Genomic DNA, 16,394 nt, shown 5'->3' with positions numbered 1-16,394 from the left:
GCTCAGCGAAGAGCAGCGACGGTCGGGCCGCGTTGTTCCAGCAGCACCGGGCCTAGCGCGGTGAGGCGGATCGGACCCGCGTAGGCGCCGCGGTCGACGCCGACTGTGCGCAGCGTTGCGCCATTCTCTTCGTTCAGCACGGCGAGGCCGCCGCGGATGGGGACTACCAACTGGGTCGCGAAGGTGATTCCGGGGCCGAGCGTGCCGTCCAGGGTCCAGCGGGGCGAGAGGTCGTCTCGGGACAGGGCGACGGTTTTCGAGCCGGTGTACCAATAGATCCCGGCTGCGGTGCGGGTCGTCGCTTCGGTGCCGCCGACCGGGTCATTCGCTACGTCCGACGCGGGGAGATCCATGGGGTAGGCGGCTTTTTGCGAGCCGTCCGCGCCGTAGACGACGTACAGCTTCTGATCCGGCAACAGGACGCCGGTGAGGTCGCCCGACATCGCGACGACCCGGGCCCGCTTGCCTGCCAGCAGGGCGGTGTAGGTGACCTTCGGTTCGTCCTCGTGCTCGGCGGTCGCCTTGTAGACGGTCAGGCGATCCGTACGGTCGCCGGGGCAGCGTTCGATCACGCCGATTTTGTCGGCGCCCACTGCTACCGTTCCGTAAGTGCAGTTGGGGCGCGGTTGCTTGTTCGCATTTTGCAGGAACGGGACTTTGCCGTACTCCATGCTCTTCACGAGATCGTCGCGCCACGTGTCGAGGAGATGTTTGCCGGTGGTCGTGACGTGGCTGCCGTCGCTGACGAGGCGGGTGCCCAGTTCGGCGTCGCCGTTGCGCTGGGCGGTGATGCGGCCGGTCGCGGGGTCGAGCTGAGTGACCTCGCTGCAGCCCATTGTCTTGTGGTACACGGCGTTCACGCGGCCCCAGGCAGCGTCCACAGTGCACAGTTGCAGGTTTTCGCGGGTGTAGTGCCAGCGGATCTGCCCGGTGAGCGGATCGCGGCCGGCGACCTCGCTGCCGTCCGCGGTGGTGACGGTGTCGGACTGTCCGATCGGGATCGGTGTCGCGGAGCTCGGCGCTTGCCACAGCTGCGTCATCGATCCAGGCACCGCGGACGGCGGCGCGGGGAGGGCGTGCGGCTGATCCGCCAGGGCGCGGCTGGTGTGCAGGTTGTCGCTCGTGGCGGCGACGATCGCGGCGACCACTGCGACCACCACGACAATCGCCCCCGCGATCATGCGGTCTCGCCCTCGGTTCCACGGCGAGCGGCGGGCTTTTCCTGGCGTCGCAACGGGATTCGTTGAGGATCGGCGGGGGAGGAGGTTTTCGGAACCGTAGGGCTCGGCGGGGGTGCTGGCGACCCCGGCGTCCGTGACGCGCGCGATCGGGCCGGTTTGTTCCTCGGGAGTGACCGGCGGGATCGGGGCGTTGGGGCCTGCGTGCCGGGGGTCCGACGCGGGTGGCTCGGCGGAAGCCTGTTCGGTGGTTGCCGCGACATGGTTCGGAGCCTGCGAGCCGGGCATGGTTGATGCGGCGGAGTCGCCGGAGGCAGGCGCGCCGGGGCCTGCGGCCTGCGAAGCGGCTGATGCGGAGGTGTTTCCGGCGGAGTCGCCGGTCGCTGGCGTGGCGGAGCTTGCAGCTGCCTCGGCGGAAGCCTGTTCGGTGGCTGGTGTCGCGGGGCCGGTGGCTGGTGAGTTGGAGACGGCTGAGCCAGCGGCGGAAACGTTGCCGATGGCTGGTGTTGCGGGGCCGGTGGCCGGTGAGCTGGAAACGGTCGAGCCAGCAGCGGAAACGTTGCCGGTGGCTGGCACATCGGAGCCTGGAGCGGCCTCGGCTGGCTCAGCAGAAGCCGCGTCAGTTTGGCTGCCGGAGGTCGGCGAGGCCGGGTTCCCAACAGGTGAAGCCGGTTCGGCGGAGGGCTTCTCGGCCGAGCCCCCGGGAGTCGGCAGATCGGCGTCCGTAGCCGACGGGTTCAGGCCCGCAGACACAGTCCTAGCCGACGCATCCGACGCATCCCCGCCACCAGCACCCGAAGCATCCGGCGACGAACCAGCGTCCTCCGAGACGTGCGCCCCGGCCGGAAGGTCCGGCCGGGGGCGTTCGTCGGGATTCGCGGGAGTGCCCGCTACGTTCGATCCAGGTTCGGGGGGCGTTTCGCCGTTCCCGTGGTCGTTCACGTAACTGACTCCCCGGTGTGTCGCTCAGTCTGCCGACGCAGGTGTATCAGATGCGGACGGACGACGGCGACGGCGGCGGCGTGCCGGGCGGTCTCCGGTTTCTCCGGAGTCGGACGTCGTCGCGGGGGTGGCGTTGCCGGCGGACGTCGCCGGGCCGGTCGCGTCCGCGCCCGAGCGGGTGCGGCGGCGCGACCGGGGGCGGTCTTCCTGCTGGTCCGAACCCGAGGAGGCCGGGGCGGCGGCGTCAGCGGCTTCGATCGCCGCGGCCGAGCGGGCGCCACCGCGGGTTCGCTTGCGCGGGGCGCGGTTGCGCTTGCGCGGCGCTTCCTCATCAGAAGAAGGCGAAGAAGGCCCAGCAGAGCCGCGACGGCCCCGGCGCTTGCCGCCCAGGTCTTCTTCCTTTTCGGCGGCCAGGCCGGCCCGCGTGCGCTTCGACAGCGGCAGGCGGCCCTTCGTGCCCTCGGGAATGCCCAGGTCGCTGAACAGGTGCGGCGACGACGAGTACGTCTCCATCGGCTCCGCCAGATCCAGGTTCAGCGTGTCCGAGATCAGCTTCCAGCGCGGTTCCTCGTCCCAGTCGACGAGAGTGATCGCGACACCCGTGCGACCCGCGCGGCCGGTTCGGCCGATGCGGTGGACGTAGGTCTTCTCGTCCTCGGGGCATTGGTAGTTGATCACGTGCGTGACGTCGTCGATGTCGATGCCCCGCGCCGCGACGTCCGTCGCCACCAGGACGTCCACCTTGCCCGAGCGGAACGCGCGCAGCGCCTGCTCACGCGCGCCCTGGCCGAGGTCGCCGTGCACGGCGGCGGCCGCGAAACCGCGTTCCACCAGGTCGTCGGCGATCTTCTGGGCGGTGCGCTTGGTGCGGCTGAAGATCATCGTGAGCCCGCGGCCTTCGGCCTGCAGCGCCCGCGCGATCAGCTCCGTCTTGTCCATCGAGTGCGCCCGGTAGACGAACTGCGAGGTGCGCTCGTGGATCGCGCCGGCGTCGTTCTCCTCGGCCCGGATGTGCGTGGGCTGGTTCAGGAACGTCCGCGCGAGCGTGATGATCGGGCCCGGCATCGTGGCGGAGAACAGCATGGTCTGCCGCTCGTCCGGCACCATCCGGAGGATCCGCTCGATGTCCGGCAGGAAGCCGAGGTCCAGCATCTCGTCGGCCTCGTCGAGGACGAGCCCGCGGATCTTGCCGAGCACCAGGTGCTGCTGCTCGGCGAGGTCGAGGAGCCGCCCTGGCGTGCCGATGACGACGTCGACACCCTTGCGCAGCGCCTCGATCTGCGGCTCGTACGGCCGTCCGCCGTAGATCGCCAGCGTGCGGATGCCGAGGTGCTTCCCGGCGCCCTTCAGGTCGTTCGCGACCTGGATGCACAGCTCGCGCGTCGGGACCACGACCAGCACCTGCGGGGTGCCGTCGCCGGGCACCTGCACGCGGTGCAGCAGCGGGACGCCGAAGCCGAGCGTCTTGCCCATGCCGGTGCGGGCCTGGCCGATGAGGTCGTCGCCGGCCATGGCGAGCGGAAGGGTCAGCGCCTGGATGGCGAAGGTGCGCTCGATTCCGGCTTCGCCGAGCGCTTTGACGATTTCGGGTTTCACACCGAACGACGCGAACGTCGGCGACTCCTCGGCCACCGGGGCACCGGCCTGCAGCGGGTGCGACGTGTCCAGCGCGGCCGGTCCGTTTTCGCTGTGCTCGAGGGCGACAGCGGCGGTGGCCTGCGCGGGTTCGGTCTGTTCGGTTGTGGACTGTTCTGCGGTCAGGGTGATCGCCTCTCTCGTGACCAGCGCGCACAGGCCGGTTGTCACTCGACACTCGACCGGGGGCCTGACTCGCACCTGCGGCCTCGTCTGCTGGAGGCCAGTGGTGCCGGAGCCGCCCTCCCGGGAATGCCGCTAGGAGGCGTGCACGCACACTTGCGGCGAACCCCGGTCGCCCTGGTGGCACCGGCCGCTCGCCTGGTTCCCGCCGCTCCAGGGACCTCTCGGAAAAAGCCGGTCCGGCGCGGCGAAGCTCTGTTTATCCGATCCCACTGTACCTGGTCAGGTGTTTTCCGGGGAATACCGGGCGCGGCGGCGCGGCGTGGGATCGGTCTCTTCGCGGCGCGGGCCTGCGGTTCGGCGATACCCTCGTCGCCGTGACCGACCCCGCTGAAGCTGCCGCGCCCCCCACCTCCCCGCCCGCGATCAGCGAAGGCGTCGTCGACCTGCTCGGCGTGATCGCCTACCTGGAACTGTCCGCGTTCGACCGGATGGCCGAGGACGCCCGCAGCGCGCCGACGCTCGCCGGGCGCGCCGCGCTCGCGTCGATGGCGGCCGCCGAGATCGGGCACCTCGATCTGCTGACGAAGCATCTGGCCGCGAACGGCGTCGCGGTCGAGGACGCGATGGCTCCGTTCGTGTCGCAAGTGGACGCGTGGCACGGCTCCACTCGGCCCAAGTCGTGGCTGGAGTCGCTGGTCAAGGCGTATGTCGGGGACGGGCTCGCGGCCGATCTCTACCGCGAGATCGCGAGCTGGCTCGACCCCGAGACCAAGGACCTGGTGCTGACCGTGCTCGCCGACACCGGGCATTCGGCGTTCGCCGAGCGCGAAGTCGCGGCCGGGATCAAGGCCGATCCGAAGGCCCGCGACAAGCTCGCGCTGTGGGGACGGCGGCTGCTCGGCGAGGCGCTTACCCAGGCGCAATACGTGGTGGCCGAACGCGATGGCCTGGCCGAACTCATCGTCGCGGGTTCCGGCGATCTCGCGGGAATCGGCGCGCTGTTCCGCCGGTTGCAGCAAGGGCACACCAAGCGCATGCAGGCGCTGGGGCTGGGCTGAGCGAGTGGTCGCGAATCACCTGCTGGTCGCACGCCACCGGGGCGGCCCGCTTCGGTTAGCCTTGCCGGGCGTAGTCACAACGAGTTTTCAGCGGAGGTCCCACGTGGAGGTCAAGATCGGCATCAAGGACACGCCGCGCGAGCTGGTGGTGTCCAGTGGCCAGACTCCCGAAGAGGTGGAGAAGCTGGTCGCCGAGGCCCTGACGGCCGGTGACGGGCTCTTCCGCCTCAACGACGAGAAGGGCCGCAAGTACCTGGTCCCGTCCGACCGCATCGCATACGTCGAGATCGCCCCGTCCGACGTCCGCAAGGTCGGCTTCGGCGTCGGCGACTGAGCCCAGCCGAGCTTCAGAGGTCCGTGAAGGGCCCCTTGAGGGAATCTGATTCCTTCAAGGGGCCCTTCACGACTTTTGGGGACCGGTCAGGCGGTGGCCTCTTCGACCTCGGCCAGCGTCTTCGGGACCGCGAACGGCGGCGTGGACGTGCCGGTGAGCCGGTAGCGGCCCCACGGGTCCGGATCGGACAGTTCGCCCTCGGCGGTGTGCTCGCCGACCCGCACCTCGCAGGCCTTCTTGCGTCCGCCGACCGTCTCGGCCAGCTTCGGGTCCGCGGCGACGCGGCCGTACCAGTGGTAATACCCGTCGATCGGCTGGAAATAGCCGCGCAGATCGACGTCCGCGGTGATTTCCGTGCCGTCGACGACCAGCGTCGCCGAGCCCGTGTAGCCGTCTTCGTCGTCGCTCATCCGGGGTCCTCTCGTCAGCCTGCGTCGCTGTCCGACTCGTCTTCGGTGCGTCCGAGCTGGACGACCTTGTTCTCCTCGAGCGGCAGGTTCGGGTCGATCACCACGCCTTGCTGGCGGGTGAGCCCGTCGATCGCCGCCCAGATGATCTGGGTGAGGTACTCGACCACCGAATCGCGGCCCATCGAGCGCCGGTCCAGCCACCATTCGCCGGTGCTCTGGACCATGCCGACGATCCCGTGCGCCCACGGTTCGGCCGCGCCGGAGTCCATGTTGAACATCCGCATGTAGTCGCCGAGCAGCGCGGTCAGCGCGGTCGCGATGACCTCTTTGTCCTCCGCGACGACGTCCGAATCGGTGGTTTTGCCCGGCAGTCCGCCGTGTGCCAGCAAGCGGTACAGGTTCGGGTGTTCTTCGATGACGCCGAAGAACGAGTCGAGCGCCATCCGGATCCGAGGCACCGGCGCGAGTTCCGCGTTGATCGCCGGGATCAGCCGTTCGAAAAGGATCTCCGTGCCGCGCTGGCCGAGTGCGACGTACAGGTCGGCCTTGTCCTCGAAATGCCGGTACAGCACGGGTTTCGTGACGCCTGCTTCCGCCGCGACGTCCTCCATGCCGAGGTCTGGACCGTGCGCGTCGAGCGCGCGCAGAGCGGCCTCGACGAACTCCGCGCGGCGGGCGATGCGGTGCTTGCGCCAGCGGTCGCGGCGGGCGTCCCCGGTGCTCGGTTCGGTGTCGGCTGCCTGCTTGCCGGACTGCTTGCTGGAGCGCTTGACACGTTCGATCACGAAGGTCATGCTACCAGAGGTAACTGTTACCGCAGGTTACATGTTCTGCGGCGACAGCGGGACGCGGCTTCTCGATTCAACGGCGAGTCAGGCGCTGGAAGGGGCTGATGATGACGCGGACGCTCAAGGTGACCGACCGGGAGGCGACGGCACAGCGGTTGCTGAAGTCGGCGGCGAACAAGTTCTACGACCCGGACGTCGACATCGACTGGGACGCGCCCCTCGTGGAGGGCAAGCGGTACATCCTGCCGGAGCGCTCGTCGCTGTACGGCACCCCGCTCTGGGACCGGCTGAGCCCGGAGCAGCGGATCGAGCTGGGCAAACACGAGATGGCCAGCATCGCGACCACCGGGCTGTGGTTCGAAATCCTCCTGATGCAGATGCTGCTCAAGGAGGTCTACGAACAGGACCCGACGACGGCGCACGCGCAGTTCGCGCTCACCGAGATCGCCGACGAATGCCGGCACTCCACGATGTTCGCGCGGATGTCCGCGCGGATCGGCTGCCCGACCTACGGTCCGGTGCCGGTGCTGCGGCAGTTCGCGAAGCTGATGCCGACCATTTCCTACGGCCCGGCGCGCTACGGCGCGATCCTGGTCGCCGAGGAGGTGCTCGACCGGCTGCAGCGCGAGCAGATGAACGACGAGGAGATCCAGCCGCTGGTGCGGATGGTGAACCGGATCCACGTGCTGGAGGAGGCGCGGCACGTCACCTTCGCCCGTGAGGAAGTCACTCGCGGGATGGCGAAACTCGGCCGTGCGGAGGTCGCCTACCAGCAGTTCAGCATCGCGCTGATCTCGTACTTCGTGACGCGGGCGTTCATCAACCCGAACGTTTACAAGGCGGTCGGGATCCGGCCGCGCGAGGGTGTCGAGACGGCGCTGAACAACCCGCACTGGCGCGCGACGATCGCTTGGGCGGGGGAGAAGATCATGCCGTTCCTGCAGGAGTCCGGTCTGGTCGGGTTGCCAGGGAAACCGTTCTGGCGCAAGTCTTTCCTGCTTCCGGAGGGCAAGTGACTACCGCCGACGTACTTTTTCCCGCGGAGGCGAAATGACTACCGTTGAGCGGCTCCGCAATCCCGCCCGTGAGCATCGGTTCGTGACCAGCGACGGCTGTGCGCTGCACGTCGAACTGAGCGGCCCGGCCGATGCCGCCGTGACGCTGGTTCTGGTGCACGGCTGGACACAGGACCACCGCACGTGGGACGGCGTCATGGACCACCTCGGGCCTGGCGTCCGGACGCTGCGCTACGACCTGCGCGGACACGGCGGTTCCGCGGCCGCCACCAAGGAAACCGGGACGATTCCGCGCCTGGCCGACGATCTGGCCGAGCTGATCGCGGCCCGTGTGCCCTCAGGTCCGCTGGTGCTCGCCGGGCATTCGATGGGCGGCATGACCATCATGGCGCTGGCCGAGCGGCATCCCGAACTGGTCCGCGACCGGGTCGTCGGGACGGCGTTCGTGGCGACGTCGTCCGGGCAGATGGACCGGATCACGTTGGGGCTGCCCGGAATGGCGGGCCAGTTCTCCGCACGGTTCGAACGTCGGCTGGCGAAAGCGTTGTCGCACCGCAAGGGCGAGCGGCTGCCGTTGAGCCCGGCGATGGTGCGTTCGGGCGCGCGGTTCCTCGTTTTCGGCGACCACCCGCGCCGCGCGGATCTGCGGCTCGTGGCGGATCAGCTGTTGTGCGCGCATCCGGCGAGCCTCGGCGCGTTCCAGGACGCGATTTCGACGCATGACCGCCGCGTCGCGCTGGCGACTTTGCGCGGTACCCCGTCCGTGGTGCTGGCGGGGGAGAAGGACCGGCTTTGCCCGCTTCCGCACGCGAAGGTGATCGCGGAGGAGCTGCCGGACGCGGAGTTTGTCCGTTTTCCCGGTGCTGGGCACATGCTGCCGCAGGAGCGGGCGGGAGAAGTCGCGACCCGGATCGGAGCCTTGTTGCGCGTCTCGTGAGTCTTTTTGCCGGTGAGAACCGGCATAAACACTCACGAGAGCCACACATTCGTAACCGTGCGCGTTCGCCTCTTTCGCGCTCGTACCTGACTGTCGGCTGTTCCCGGCCGCCCGGCGATGTCACGCTGGGTGGCTGGGATGTCGCCGACGGAACAGGACGGGCATGGGCCAGCCGCTGAGCGCGCACGTCAACCGGAGCCTGATGGCGATTTCCCGGCGAGCGGAAAGCGTGGACCGGCATACGCTGGCCAAAACCTTCGTGGTGGCCGGGTCGTTCTCGGCGATGCTGCATTCCGCGGATCATCAGATCCTGTACGGCCGCCGCGGAACCGGTAAGACGCATGCCTTGCTGTACTTGGCCGATCTGGTCGAAGAGACCCACGATGTCGCGGTATATCTGGATTTGCGCACGATCGGTTCCACTAGTGGCCTGTACGCGAATCAGCAGCTGCCGGTATCGCTTCGCGGCACGCAGCTGCTGGTCGACACGCTGGAAGCGGTGCACGAGCAGCTGCTGACCACGGCGATCGAGACCAGGGTTTCGGACCAGGAAGACCTGCTGCAGGGCTTGGACGAGCTGACCGAGGCGGCGACGACGGTCGAGGTCGTCGGCAATGTCGAACGGGAGACGACCGTCGGGGGATCCGCGGAGAAGTCAACTGGCGCGGGCGCTTCCGCGTCCTGGGGGCCGGGTGGTCCGCGCGGTCAGGTGACGATGTCGGGGAGCAGCCGGCATTCGGTGACGGCTTCGGATCGGTTGCGGCGCACCGGAATCGAGCATCACCAGGTCATCTTCGGGCCGCTCAGCCGGGCGCTGGCGCGGATCACGGCGGCGCTGGCACCGGCTCGGCTGTGGTTGCTGCTGGACGAGTGGAGTTCGATTCCCCTTGAGCTGCAACCGTTGCTGGCGGATCTGCTGCGCCGCAGCGTGCTCCCGACGCGCGGGGCGACGGTCAAGATCGCGGCGATGGAACGCAGGTCCCGGTTCCGCGAACCAGGACGGGAAGGCGACTACGTCGGCATCGAGGTCGGCGCGGACGCGGCCTCGGCGGTCAGCTTCGACGACGTGCTCCTGTTCGACCACGGCCGAAGCCAGTCGAGGCAGTTTTTCGCCGAGCTTTTCCTCAATCACGTACGACCGCGGATGCCGGTGACCGACGATCCGGCGGAATTCGTGGCCACCGCGTTCAGCCGCACCGCGTTTCCCGAACTCGTGCGCGCGGCCGAAGGCGTGCCCCGGGACGCGATCAACATCGCCGCGCTGGCCGCGCAGCACGCGAACACCGCGACCATCGGGATCCGGCACGTGCGGCAGGCAGCGCAAGATTGGTATCTGCGCGACAAATACGCCGCGATCACCGGAAACGAACCAGCTTTGACGCTGCTGCGGTGGCTCGTCGACGAGGTGGTGGGCCGTCGGCGTTCCCGCACTTTCCTGCTCGAACACACCGGTGGCGCCCACGATCCGGCGATGCGCGATCTGTACGACGCCCGGCTCGTCCATTTGGTGCGGCGCGGCATCGTCAGCCGAAAGCGGCCGGGAACGCTCTACGACGGGTTCGCCATCGACTACGGCTGTTACGTCGCCTTGTTGTCCGACGGGGAACAACCGTCCCGGCGAAGCAAATCCGACGCCTGGCTGACCGATCCGCGCGGCGCGCTGCCGGACCATCTCGAGCAGCTGCTGGTCGAACTGCCCGGGGCAGCCAGATCGGTGCCACGCCAGCGAAAACCGCGCGAGTGAGCTAGCGGAGCCGTTCGAGGGCGGCGACGGCGGCCGGGACGTCTTCCCAGATCGGGGAGTGCCCGGTCTCGACGGTGACGAGTTCGCTGTCCGGCAGATGGTCGACGAGGTGCTGAGCGTCAGCGAGAGTGCGGGCCCGGTCGTGAATTCCGTGCAGCACCGTGACCGGGCAGCGAATCGACGCCAGCCGCGGCGTGAGGTCCAGATCCCGTTGGCTCGTCAGGACTTCCAGCGCGGCTTCGGCCGGGATGCTGGCGGCGTAGGCGAGCAGTTCGGCACGCAGATCCGGCGGCAACGGGACGGCGAAGGACCGGTCGAGCACGCCCGCGTGCAGGTCAGGACCCCAGGCGGAGGCGATCGTGGCGAGGATCCGGTCGACGTCGCCGTGGCCGCGCATGTGCGCGCCGGTGTTCGCGAGCAGCAGCCCGGACACCAGATCGGGCCGGGTGGCCGCTACGACCGCCGCGATGCAGCCGCCGGTCGAGTGTCCGATCAGCGTGACCGGACTGCCGTGTTGCTCAATCCGCGAGGCGACCCGCGTCGCGATGTCCTCGATCCGCCACGGACCTGGCGCGGTCATCCAGTCGACCGCGTCCAGTTCCTCCGGCAGCGCGGCGGCCAGCGGTGCGTAGATTCGCGGGCTGCAAAGCGTGCCCGGCACCGCCACGACGGGCACGGAGTCAGTTGTCCTTGAGCGGGAAACCGCCGCCGATGCCGCGCCAGGCGAGGTTCGCGGTGAGCGCCACGGCGTCCTCGCGGCTCATCGACTGGTTGTGCTGCAGCCAGTAGCGCGCGCTGACCTGGCTCATCCCGACCAGGCCGACCGCCAGCAGGCGAGCTTTCTCCTCGTCAAGACCGGCGTCGGAGGTGATCGTCTCGGTGATGGCCTCGACGCTGGCCGAGGTCGCGCGGTCCACCGCCTCCTGCACGGCGGGCTCGCCGCGCAGGTCGGACTCGAAGACCATGCGGAACGCGCCCGCGTCGTTGTTCACGAAGTCGAAGAACGCGCCGACCGTGGCCGGGACGCGCTGGCGGTTGTCGCTGGTGGAGTTCAGCGCGCCCTGCACGCGGCCGACGAGGTCGTCGACGTGGCTTTCCAGCAGCGCGATGTACAGGTCGAGCTTGCCGGGGAAGTGCTGGTAGAGCACCGGCTTGCTGACACCGGCCTCTTCGGCGATCTCGTCCATCGCCGCCGCGTGGTAGCCGTGCTCGGCGAAGACGCGCTGCGCGGCTGTCAGCAACTGGGCCCGGCGCTCGGTCCTTGGCAACCGGACGCCTCGTTGCAGTCGCGCCATCTCCGTCATTCTTCCTCCGTCCGCAGCCTTCGCCGGGCGGGTTCACCACCGCGTGAAGTGAACCTGACATTACTCGTGGGTACGCCCGAAATGCCAAGGGTCAGGCATCCTGGACTCGTGACGACCACGACCTCCCGCCCCACGGCCGCGGCGGCGGTCCGCCCGCCGGTGACCCACGTGCCATTGTCGACTACGCCCCTTCCGCCGCTCGACGGGGCGCTGCCAGCCTGGCCGGGAACGGTCGAAGACGGCTTGCACATCCGGCACACGCCCGGTCCCGACGGCACGCCCGCGGTGTACGTGCACGGGCTCGGCGGATCGTCCACGAACTGGACCGACCTCGCCGCGCTGCTCGCCCCGACCGCGCCCGGACAAGCCGTTGACCTGCCTGGATTCGGCTATTCGGAACCGGCGGACGGGTTCGCGTACAGCCTCGACGACCACGCCGAGGTCATCGCGGGCAGGCTGGAGCGGATCGGCAAGCCGGTCCATCTGCTCGGCAACTCGATGGGCGGCGCGATCTCGCTGCTGGTCGCGGCGCGGCGGCCGGAGCTGGTGAGAACTCTCACCCTGATCTCCCCGGCGATGCCGGACCGCCGCCCGGACCCGCGCCGGCTGTCCGATCCGCTGATGGCGCTGGCCTACCTCCCGGTGGTCGGGGCGCGGGTGCGCCGCCGGATGGCCGGGATGACCGCCCGCGAACGCGCCGCGCAGGTCATCAAGCTGTGCTTCCACGATCCGTCGCGGTTTCCGGACGCCCGGCTGGACGAACTGGTCGAGGAGCACGCCGCGCGCGCCGGCTTCCCGTGGGCGCTGGCCGCGATGGAGCGCAGCACGTTCGGCATCTTCCGGCGCTGGACCGCGCTCGGCGCCGGGTCGCTGTGGTCGGTCGCCAAACAGGTCCAGGCTCCGACGCTGGTGGTCTGGGGACTCCACGACCGGGTGATCTCGGTCAAGCGCGCGCTGCGGACCGCGCAGACGATTCCGCACGCCCGGATGCTGGTCCTCCCGCGCACCGGACACGTTGCCCAGATGGAACGTCCGCAGGTGGTCGCGCGGGCCGTGCTCGGTCTGTGGGAGGGCGCGGACCGGGGTACCTGGTAGCCCGAACGGGGGACCACTCGTCGCCGGGGAGCCCGCCAGTCGCTGCCGGGAACGTCGCCGCCGTGTGGCACCCTGGATCGGTGGACCGGCTGAAGCAGGACGCGCGAGCGAAAGACCGGCGGGGCCCGACCGCCGGGTCGGCCCGGCGTTCAGGGTCTTCGGGGTCGTCCGGTTCTTCCGGTTCGAGCGATCCGGAGTCCGACTCCCCGCGCGTCGGCCAGTACCGGCCCGCGCGCAAGCCCGCGCAGCGCGTCGGCGAGGACCGATACCGGCCGGGCGGACGCCGTACCAGCGCGGAGCCGCTCGCCGCCGCCTGGAAACCCAAGGACGACGCCGAGAAGCGTCCGGCGCCGAAGAAGAAGCAGTCGCCGTTCGCCCGGTTCGTGAAGACTTACGGCTGGCGCGTGTACGCGCTGCCGATCCTGGCCGTGATCACCGTGCTGGTCGCGGTCAACACCGCCTCCGGCCCGTCCGACGCGGGCACGGCGGGCAGCAGCGGCGAGGTCGCGTCCGGAGATTCGTCCTCGGGCGCGATCGACGGCGGCGGTGGCATCCCGGAGAACCCCGCGCAGCCGGTGAACCTCAACGTGCCCACCGCTGACCTGCCCAACGGCGGCAATTTCACCCAGACCGGCAAGGGCACCTGGCACGTCGTGCCCTTGTCCGGATCCGGCGACGTCGTCGGCAAGTCCGGGAAGCTCTACACCTACACCGTCGAGGTCGAGGACGGCATCGACCCGGCCAGCTACGCCGGCGACGACAGCTTCGGCACCGCGGTGCAGGGCATTTTGTCCGATCCGCGCAGCTGGACGTGGAACGGCGAGATCCGGCTGCAGCGGGTCGACGCGAGCTATCCGAACCCGAGTTTCCGGGTGAGCCTCACCACGCCGGACACCACGCACCGGCCGGACGCGTGCGGGTTCCAGATCAAATTCGAAGCGTCTTGTTACCGGCGCAGCATGGGCCGGGTGCTGATCAACTTGTCGCGGTGGGTGCGCGGCGCGAAGGTCTACGGCTCGGACATGACGGGCTACCGGCAGTACGCCATCAACCACGAGGTCGGGCACGCGCTGGGCAACAACCACGTGGGCTGCCCAGGAAACGACCAGCCCGCGCCGGTGATGATGCAGCAGTCGTTCGGCGTGAACGACGACTACGTCGCGATGCTCAACAACATCCCCGGCGGCGACCGGGGCAAGGTCGCCGCGGACCATCACGTGTGCAAGCCGAACGCGTGGCCGAACCCGACCCCGCCGGGCCAGTAACAGAGTCTCACCATCTGGGAGCAGGGAAGTCCCTCTTGCCAGCGCGCGTTGGGGATACTGGGATCGACTACGCGACCCGCGCGAGTATGGAGGACCCGATGTCAGACACGGCACTGCCGCCGCTCGTCGAGCCGGCAGCCGAGCTCACCAAGGAAGAGGTGGCCCGGTACAGCCGTCACCTGATCATCCCGGACGTCGGGGTGGTCGGACAGAAGCGGCTGAAGAACGCGAAGGTCCTGGTCATCGGTGCGGGCGGCCTCGGAAGCCCGGCGCTGCTGTACCTGGCGGCCGCCGGCGTGGGCACGCTCGGCATCATCGACTTCGACGTCGTCGACGAATCCAACCTGCAGCGCCAGGTGATCCACGGCCAGTCCGACGTCGGCAAGCTCAAGGCCGCGTCGGCGCAGGAGTCGATCGCCGAGATCAACCCGCTGGTCAAGGTGCACCTGCACACCGAGCGCCTCGAATCGGCGAACGCGCTGGAGATCTTCGAGCAGTACGACCTGATCCTCGACGGCACCGACAACTTCGCCACGCGCTACCTGGTGAACGACGCCGCGGTGCTGCTCGGCAAGCCGTACGTGTGGGGTTCGATCTTCCGGTTCGAAGGCCAGGTGAGCGTCTTCTGGGAGGACGCCCCGAACGGCAAGGGTCTCAACTACCGGGATCTCTACCCCGAGCCGCCGCCCCCCGGGATGGTCCCGTCCTGTGCCGAAGGCGGCGTGCTGGGCGTGCTGTGCGCGTCGATCGGCTCGATCATGGTGACCGAGGCGATCAAGCTCATCACCGGCATCGGAGAGCCCCTGCTCGGGCGGCTGATCTCCTATGACGCGCTGGAGATGAAGTACCGCGAGGTCAAGATCCGCAAGGACCCGGAAACCCCGAAGATCACGGAACTGATCGACTACGAAGCCTTCTGCGGCGTCGTGTCGGACGAAGCCGCTTCGGCCGCCTCCGGCAGCACCCTGACTCCCGCGGAACTCAAGGCCAAGTTCGACGCGGGCGAGGACTTCGCCCTGATCGACGTCCGCGAGCCGCACGAGTACGAGATCGTCAACATCAAGGGCGCCACGCTGATCCCGAAGGACCGCATCCTTTCTGGTGAGGCCTTGGCGGAGCTGCCGCAGGACAAGCCGATCGTCCTGCACTGCAAGTCGGGTGCCCGTTCGGCGGAGGCGCTGGCCGCGCTGCACGCAGCCGGTTTCAAGGACGCCACGCACCTAGGCGGCGGTGTCCTGGCCTGGGCACGGCAGATCGACCCAAGCCTGCCGACCTACTGAGCAAAGACGAGTCCGTGAAGGGCTCCTTGAGGGAATCTAATTCCCTCAAGGAGCCCTTCACGGCTTTCTGGCACCGGTAAACGTACGTGAGGGCCACCCTGAGGGAATCTGATTCCCTCAGGGTTCCCCTCACAACCCGCAAACCGCAGCCGCGAACCCAACGCCGACCACCCACCCAAGCCCCGCGCACCAACCGCAGCCGGTGCACCCAACGTGCAAAGCACCCAGCCCTCCCCCGCACCCCGATATGAAGCCTTCTCTGCGGTTCGGGGGTGCTTGTCAAGGCATCTTTCCCGCCTTGACAAGCACCCCCGAACCGTCAGGACAATCAAGCTTCGGGGTGGGGGCCCCAACTCGGGCGCAATGTCGCCGCCAGGCGACGAGCCGTTCGCCCAAGAAACCACCGATGACCAGCGAGTCTCCCCAGGAACTCGAACCGGACCGGGGTAACCTCCCCCTTTGTGCGGTCAACCCTCGAACGTCCCTCCGAACGCGTCTGCTCCGCGTTCGGCAGCGACGCCGACGCCATCACCCTCCTCCCGGACTCCGAATCCTGGCAGTGCGACGACGTAGTCTTCAAACGCGTCAAAGACCGCTCCCAAGCCCTATGGACCGCCCGGGCGCTGGATTTCGCCGAAGACCCAGGCCTGCGCATCTCCAAACCAGTCCGCTCAAGAGACGGCCGCTGGATAGTCGGCGACTGGTCAGCCTGGCGATACCTTCCAGGCGCCACCGAACACCGCTGCGAAGAATCCATCCTGGCCGCAGTCAAACTGCACCGAGTCACCGCGGACCTGCCCCGCCCAGACTTCCTCTCCTCCCGCGACGACCGCGACGCGATCGCCGACCGAATCGCCTGGGAAGAACAAGACCGCCCGCTCCCTGAGGAAAAAGGCGGCCGCTGGTTCGAAATCCTCGCCCCGGCCCGCCGCCCGATCAAACTCCCGTACCAGGTCGCCCACGGCGAACTCCTGGCCGGTCTCCTCTTCGACGGCGACGCTGCCCCTGGCGTAGTCGATTTCGTCCCGTACTACCGCCCAGGCGAATGGGGCGCGGCCATCGCCGCCGTCGACTCCCTGATCTGGGGCGGAGCCACCGGAGCCCTCCTCGAACGCTGGGCGCATCTCCCCGAATGGCCCCAGCTCCTCTTGCGTGCCATCCTCTTCCGCCTGGCCTCGCACGCGCTGGACCCCCGCTCCACCAACGCCGCTCTGGACGGCCTGCGCGCAGCCGCCCGCGAGGTCAGCGCGGTCCTCTGACTCACCGCGCGCCCCCGCTGTGA

At 69.0% G+C, this 16,394-nt stretch carries 15 protein-coding genes; 9 read left to right on the top strand and 6 right to left on the bottom strand.

What is annotated here, in order from left to right; translation table 11 throughout:
- Positions 1-2 precede the first annotated feature (2 nt).
- Together AB5I40_RS21145 and AB5I40_RS21140 are read right to left on the bottom strand one after the other, a co-directional pair.
- Positions 3-1,181, bottom strand: coding sequence for a hypothetical protein (locus tag AB5I40_RS21145; RefSeq protein WP_370940251.1), 1,179 nt, complete (start codon positions 1,179-1,181; stop codon positions 3-5).
- Positions 1,182-2,144: 963 nt separating this feature from the next.
- A complete protein-coding gene (locus tag AB5I40_RS21140) occupies positions 2,145-3,752 on the bottom strand; it encodes a DEAD/DEAH box helicase (protein ID WP_370940563.1) in 1,608 nt (535 codons plus the stop codon).
- A gap of 503 nt (positions 3,753-4,255) precedes the next feature.
- Here AB5I40_RS21140 and AB5I40_RS21135 point away from each other — a divergent pair.
- Together AB5I40_RS21135 and AB5I40_RS21130 are read left to right on the top strand one after the other, a co-directional pair.
- Positions 4,256-4,939, top strand: coding sequence for a ferritin-like fold-containing protein (locus AB5I40_RS21135; RefSeq protein WP_182894358.1), 684 nt, complete (start codon positions 4,256-4,258; stop codon positions 4,937-4,939).
- 103 nt (positions 4,940-5,042) lie between these two features.
- On the top strand, positions 5,043-5,273 hold the full coding sequence (locus tag AB5I40_RS21130; protein WP_009072973.1) for a DUF3107 domain-containing protein: 231 nt from the start codon (positions 5,043-5,045) through the stop codon (positions 5,271-5,273).
- An 86-nt stretch (positions 5,274-5,359) separates the two neighbouring features.
- Here the strand turns inward: AB5I40_RS21130 and AB5I40_RS21125 are convergent, their stop codons facing one another.
- Both AB5I40_RS21125 and AB5I40_RS21120 read right to left on the bottom strand, forming a co-directional pair.
- Positions 5,360-5,683, bottom strand: a complete 324-nt coding sequence (locus AB5I40_RS21125; protein WP_370940250.1) for a DUF4873 domain-containing protein — start codon at positions 5,681-5,683, stop codon at positions 5,360-5,362.
- A gap of 14 nt (positions 5,684-5,697) precedes the next feature.
- A complete protein-coding gene (locus tag AB5I40_RS21120) occupies positions 5,698-6,477 on the bottom strand; it encodes a TetR/AcrR family transcriptional regulator (RefSeq protein ID WP_370940249.1) in 780 nt (259 codons plus the stop codon).
- 101 nt (positions 6,478-6,578) lie between these two features.
- Between AB5I40_RS21120 and AB5I40_RS21115 the strand changes: the two genes are divergently transcribed.
- From AB5I40_RS21115 to AB5I40_RS21105, 3 genes are all read left to right on the top strand, one after another.
- Complete coding sequence (locus tag AB5I40_RS21115; protein ID WP_067586114.1) at positions 6,579-7,487, top strand: diiron oxygenase; 909 nt, start codon at positions 6,579-6,581, stop codon at positions 7,485-7,487.
- Between the two features lie 34 nt (positions 7,488-7,521).
- A complete protein-coding gene (locus AB5I40_RS21110) occupies positions 7,522-8,424 on the top strand; it encodes an alpha/beta fold hydrolase (protein ID WP_370940248.1) in 903 nt (300 codons plus the stop codon).
- Positions 8,425-8,587: 163 nt separating this feature from the next.
- Positions 8,588-10,168, top strand: a complete 1,581-nt coding sequence (locus AB5I40_RS21105) for a hypothetical protein (protein WP_370940247.1) — start codon at positions 8,588-8,590, stop codon at positions 10,166-10,168.
- Between the two features lies 1 nt (position 10,169).
- On the opposite strand, the gene AB5I40_RS21100 is transcribed toward AB5I40_RS21105, so the two are convergent.
- Together AB5I40_RS21100 and AB5I40_RS21095 are read right to left on the bottom strand one after the other, a co-directional pair.
- Positions 10,170-10,844, bottom strand: coding sequence for an alpha/beta fold hydrolase (locus tag AB5I40_RS21100; protein WP_370940246.1), 675 nt, complete (start codon positions 10,842-10,844; stop codon positions 10,170-10,172).
- A 4-nt stretch (positions 10,845-10,848) separates the two neighbouring features.
- Entirely contained in the window at positions 10,849-11,472 is a 624-nt protein-coding gene (locus AB5I40_RS21095) for a TetR/AcrR family transcriptional regulator (protein WP_067585865.1), read from the bottom strand.
- A 108-nt stretch (positions 11,473-11,580) separates the two neighbouring features.
- Here AB5I40_RS21095 and AB5I40_RS21090 point away from each other — a divergent pair, with 108 nt between their 5' ends.
- From AB5I40_RS21090 to AB5I40_RS21075, 4 genes are all read left to right on the top strand, one after another.
- Positions 11,581-12,567, top strand: coding sequence for an alpha/beta hydrolase (locus AB5I40_RS21090; RefSeq protein WP_370940245.1), 987 nt, complete (start codon positions 11,581-11,583; stop codon positions 12,565-12,567).
- An 80-nt stretch (positions 12,568-12,647) separates the two neighbouring features.
- Positions 12,648-13,832 (top strand): DUF3152 domain-containing protein, encoded by a 1,185-nt coding sequence (locus AB5I40_RS21085; protein ID WP_370940244.1) that lies wholly within the window; start codon positions 12,648-12,650, stop codon positions 13,830-13,832.
- Positions 13,833-13,930: 98 nt separating this feature from the next.
- Positions 13,931-15,112 carry an adenylyltransferase/sulfurtransferase MoeZ gene (moeZ, locus tag AB5I40_RS21080; RefSeq protein ID WP_182894351.1) on the top strand — a complete coding sequence of 394 codons (1,182 nt, stop codon included), beginning with the start codon at positions 13,931-13,933 and terminating at the stop codon, positions 15,110-15,112.
- A 461-nt stretch (positions 15,113-15,573) separates the two neighbouring features.
- The gene (locus AB5I40_RS21075; RefSeq protein WP_370940243.1) at positions 15,574-16,371 is read left to right on the top strand and encodes a TIGR02569 family protein; all 798 of its coding nucleotides are present in this window, start codon (positions 15,574-15,576) and stop codon (positions 16,369-16,371) included.
- Positions 16,372-16,394 lie beyond the last annotated feature (23 nt).

It is taken from the genome of Amycolatopsis sp. cg13, assembly GCF_041346965.1.
GTDB lineage: Bacteria > Actinomycetota > Actinomycetes > Mycobacteriales > Pseudonocardiaceae > Amycolatopsis.
Note: the sequence above shows the minus strand (reverse complement) of the source record. Positions and strands in the feature narration are given on the sequence as shown.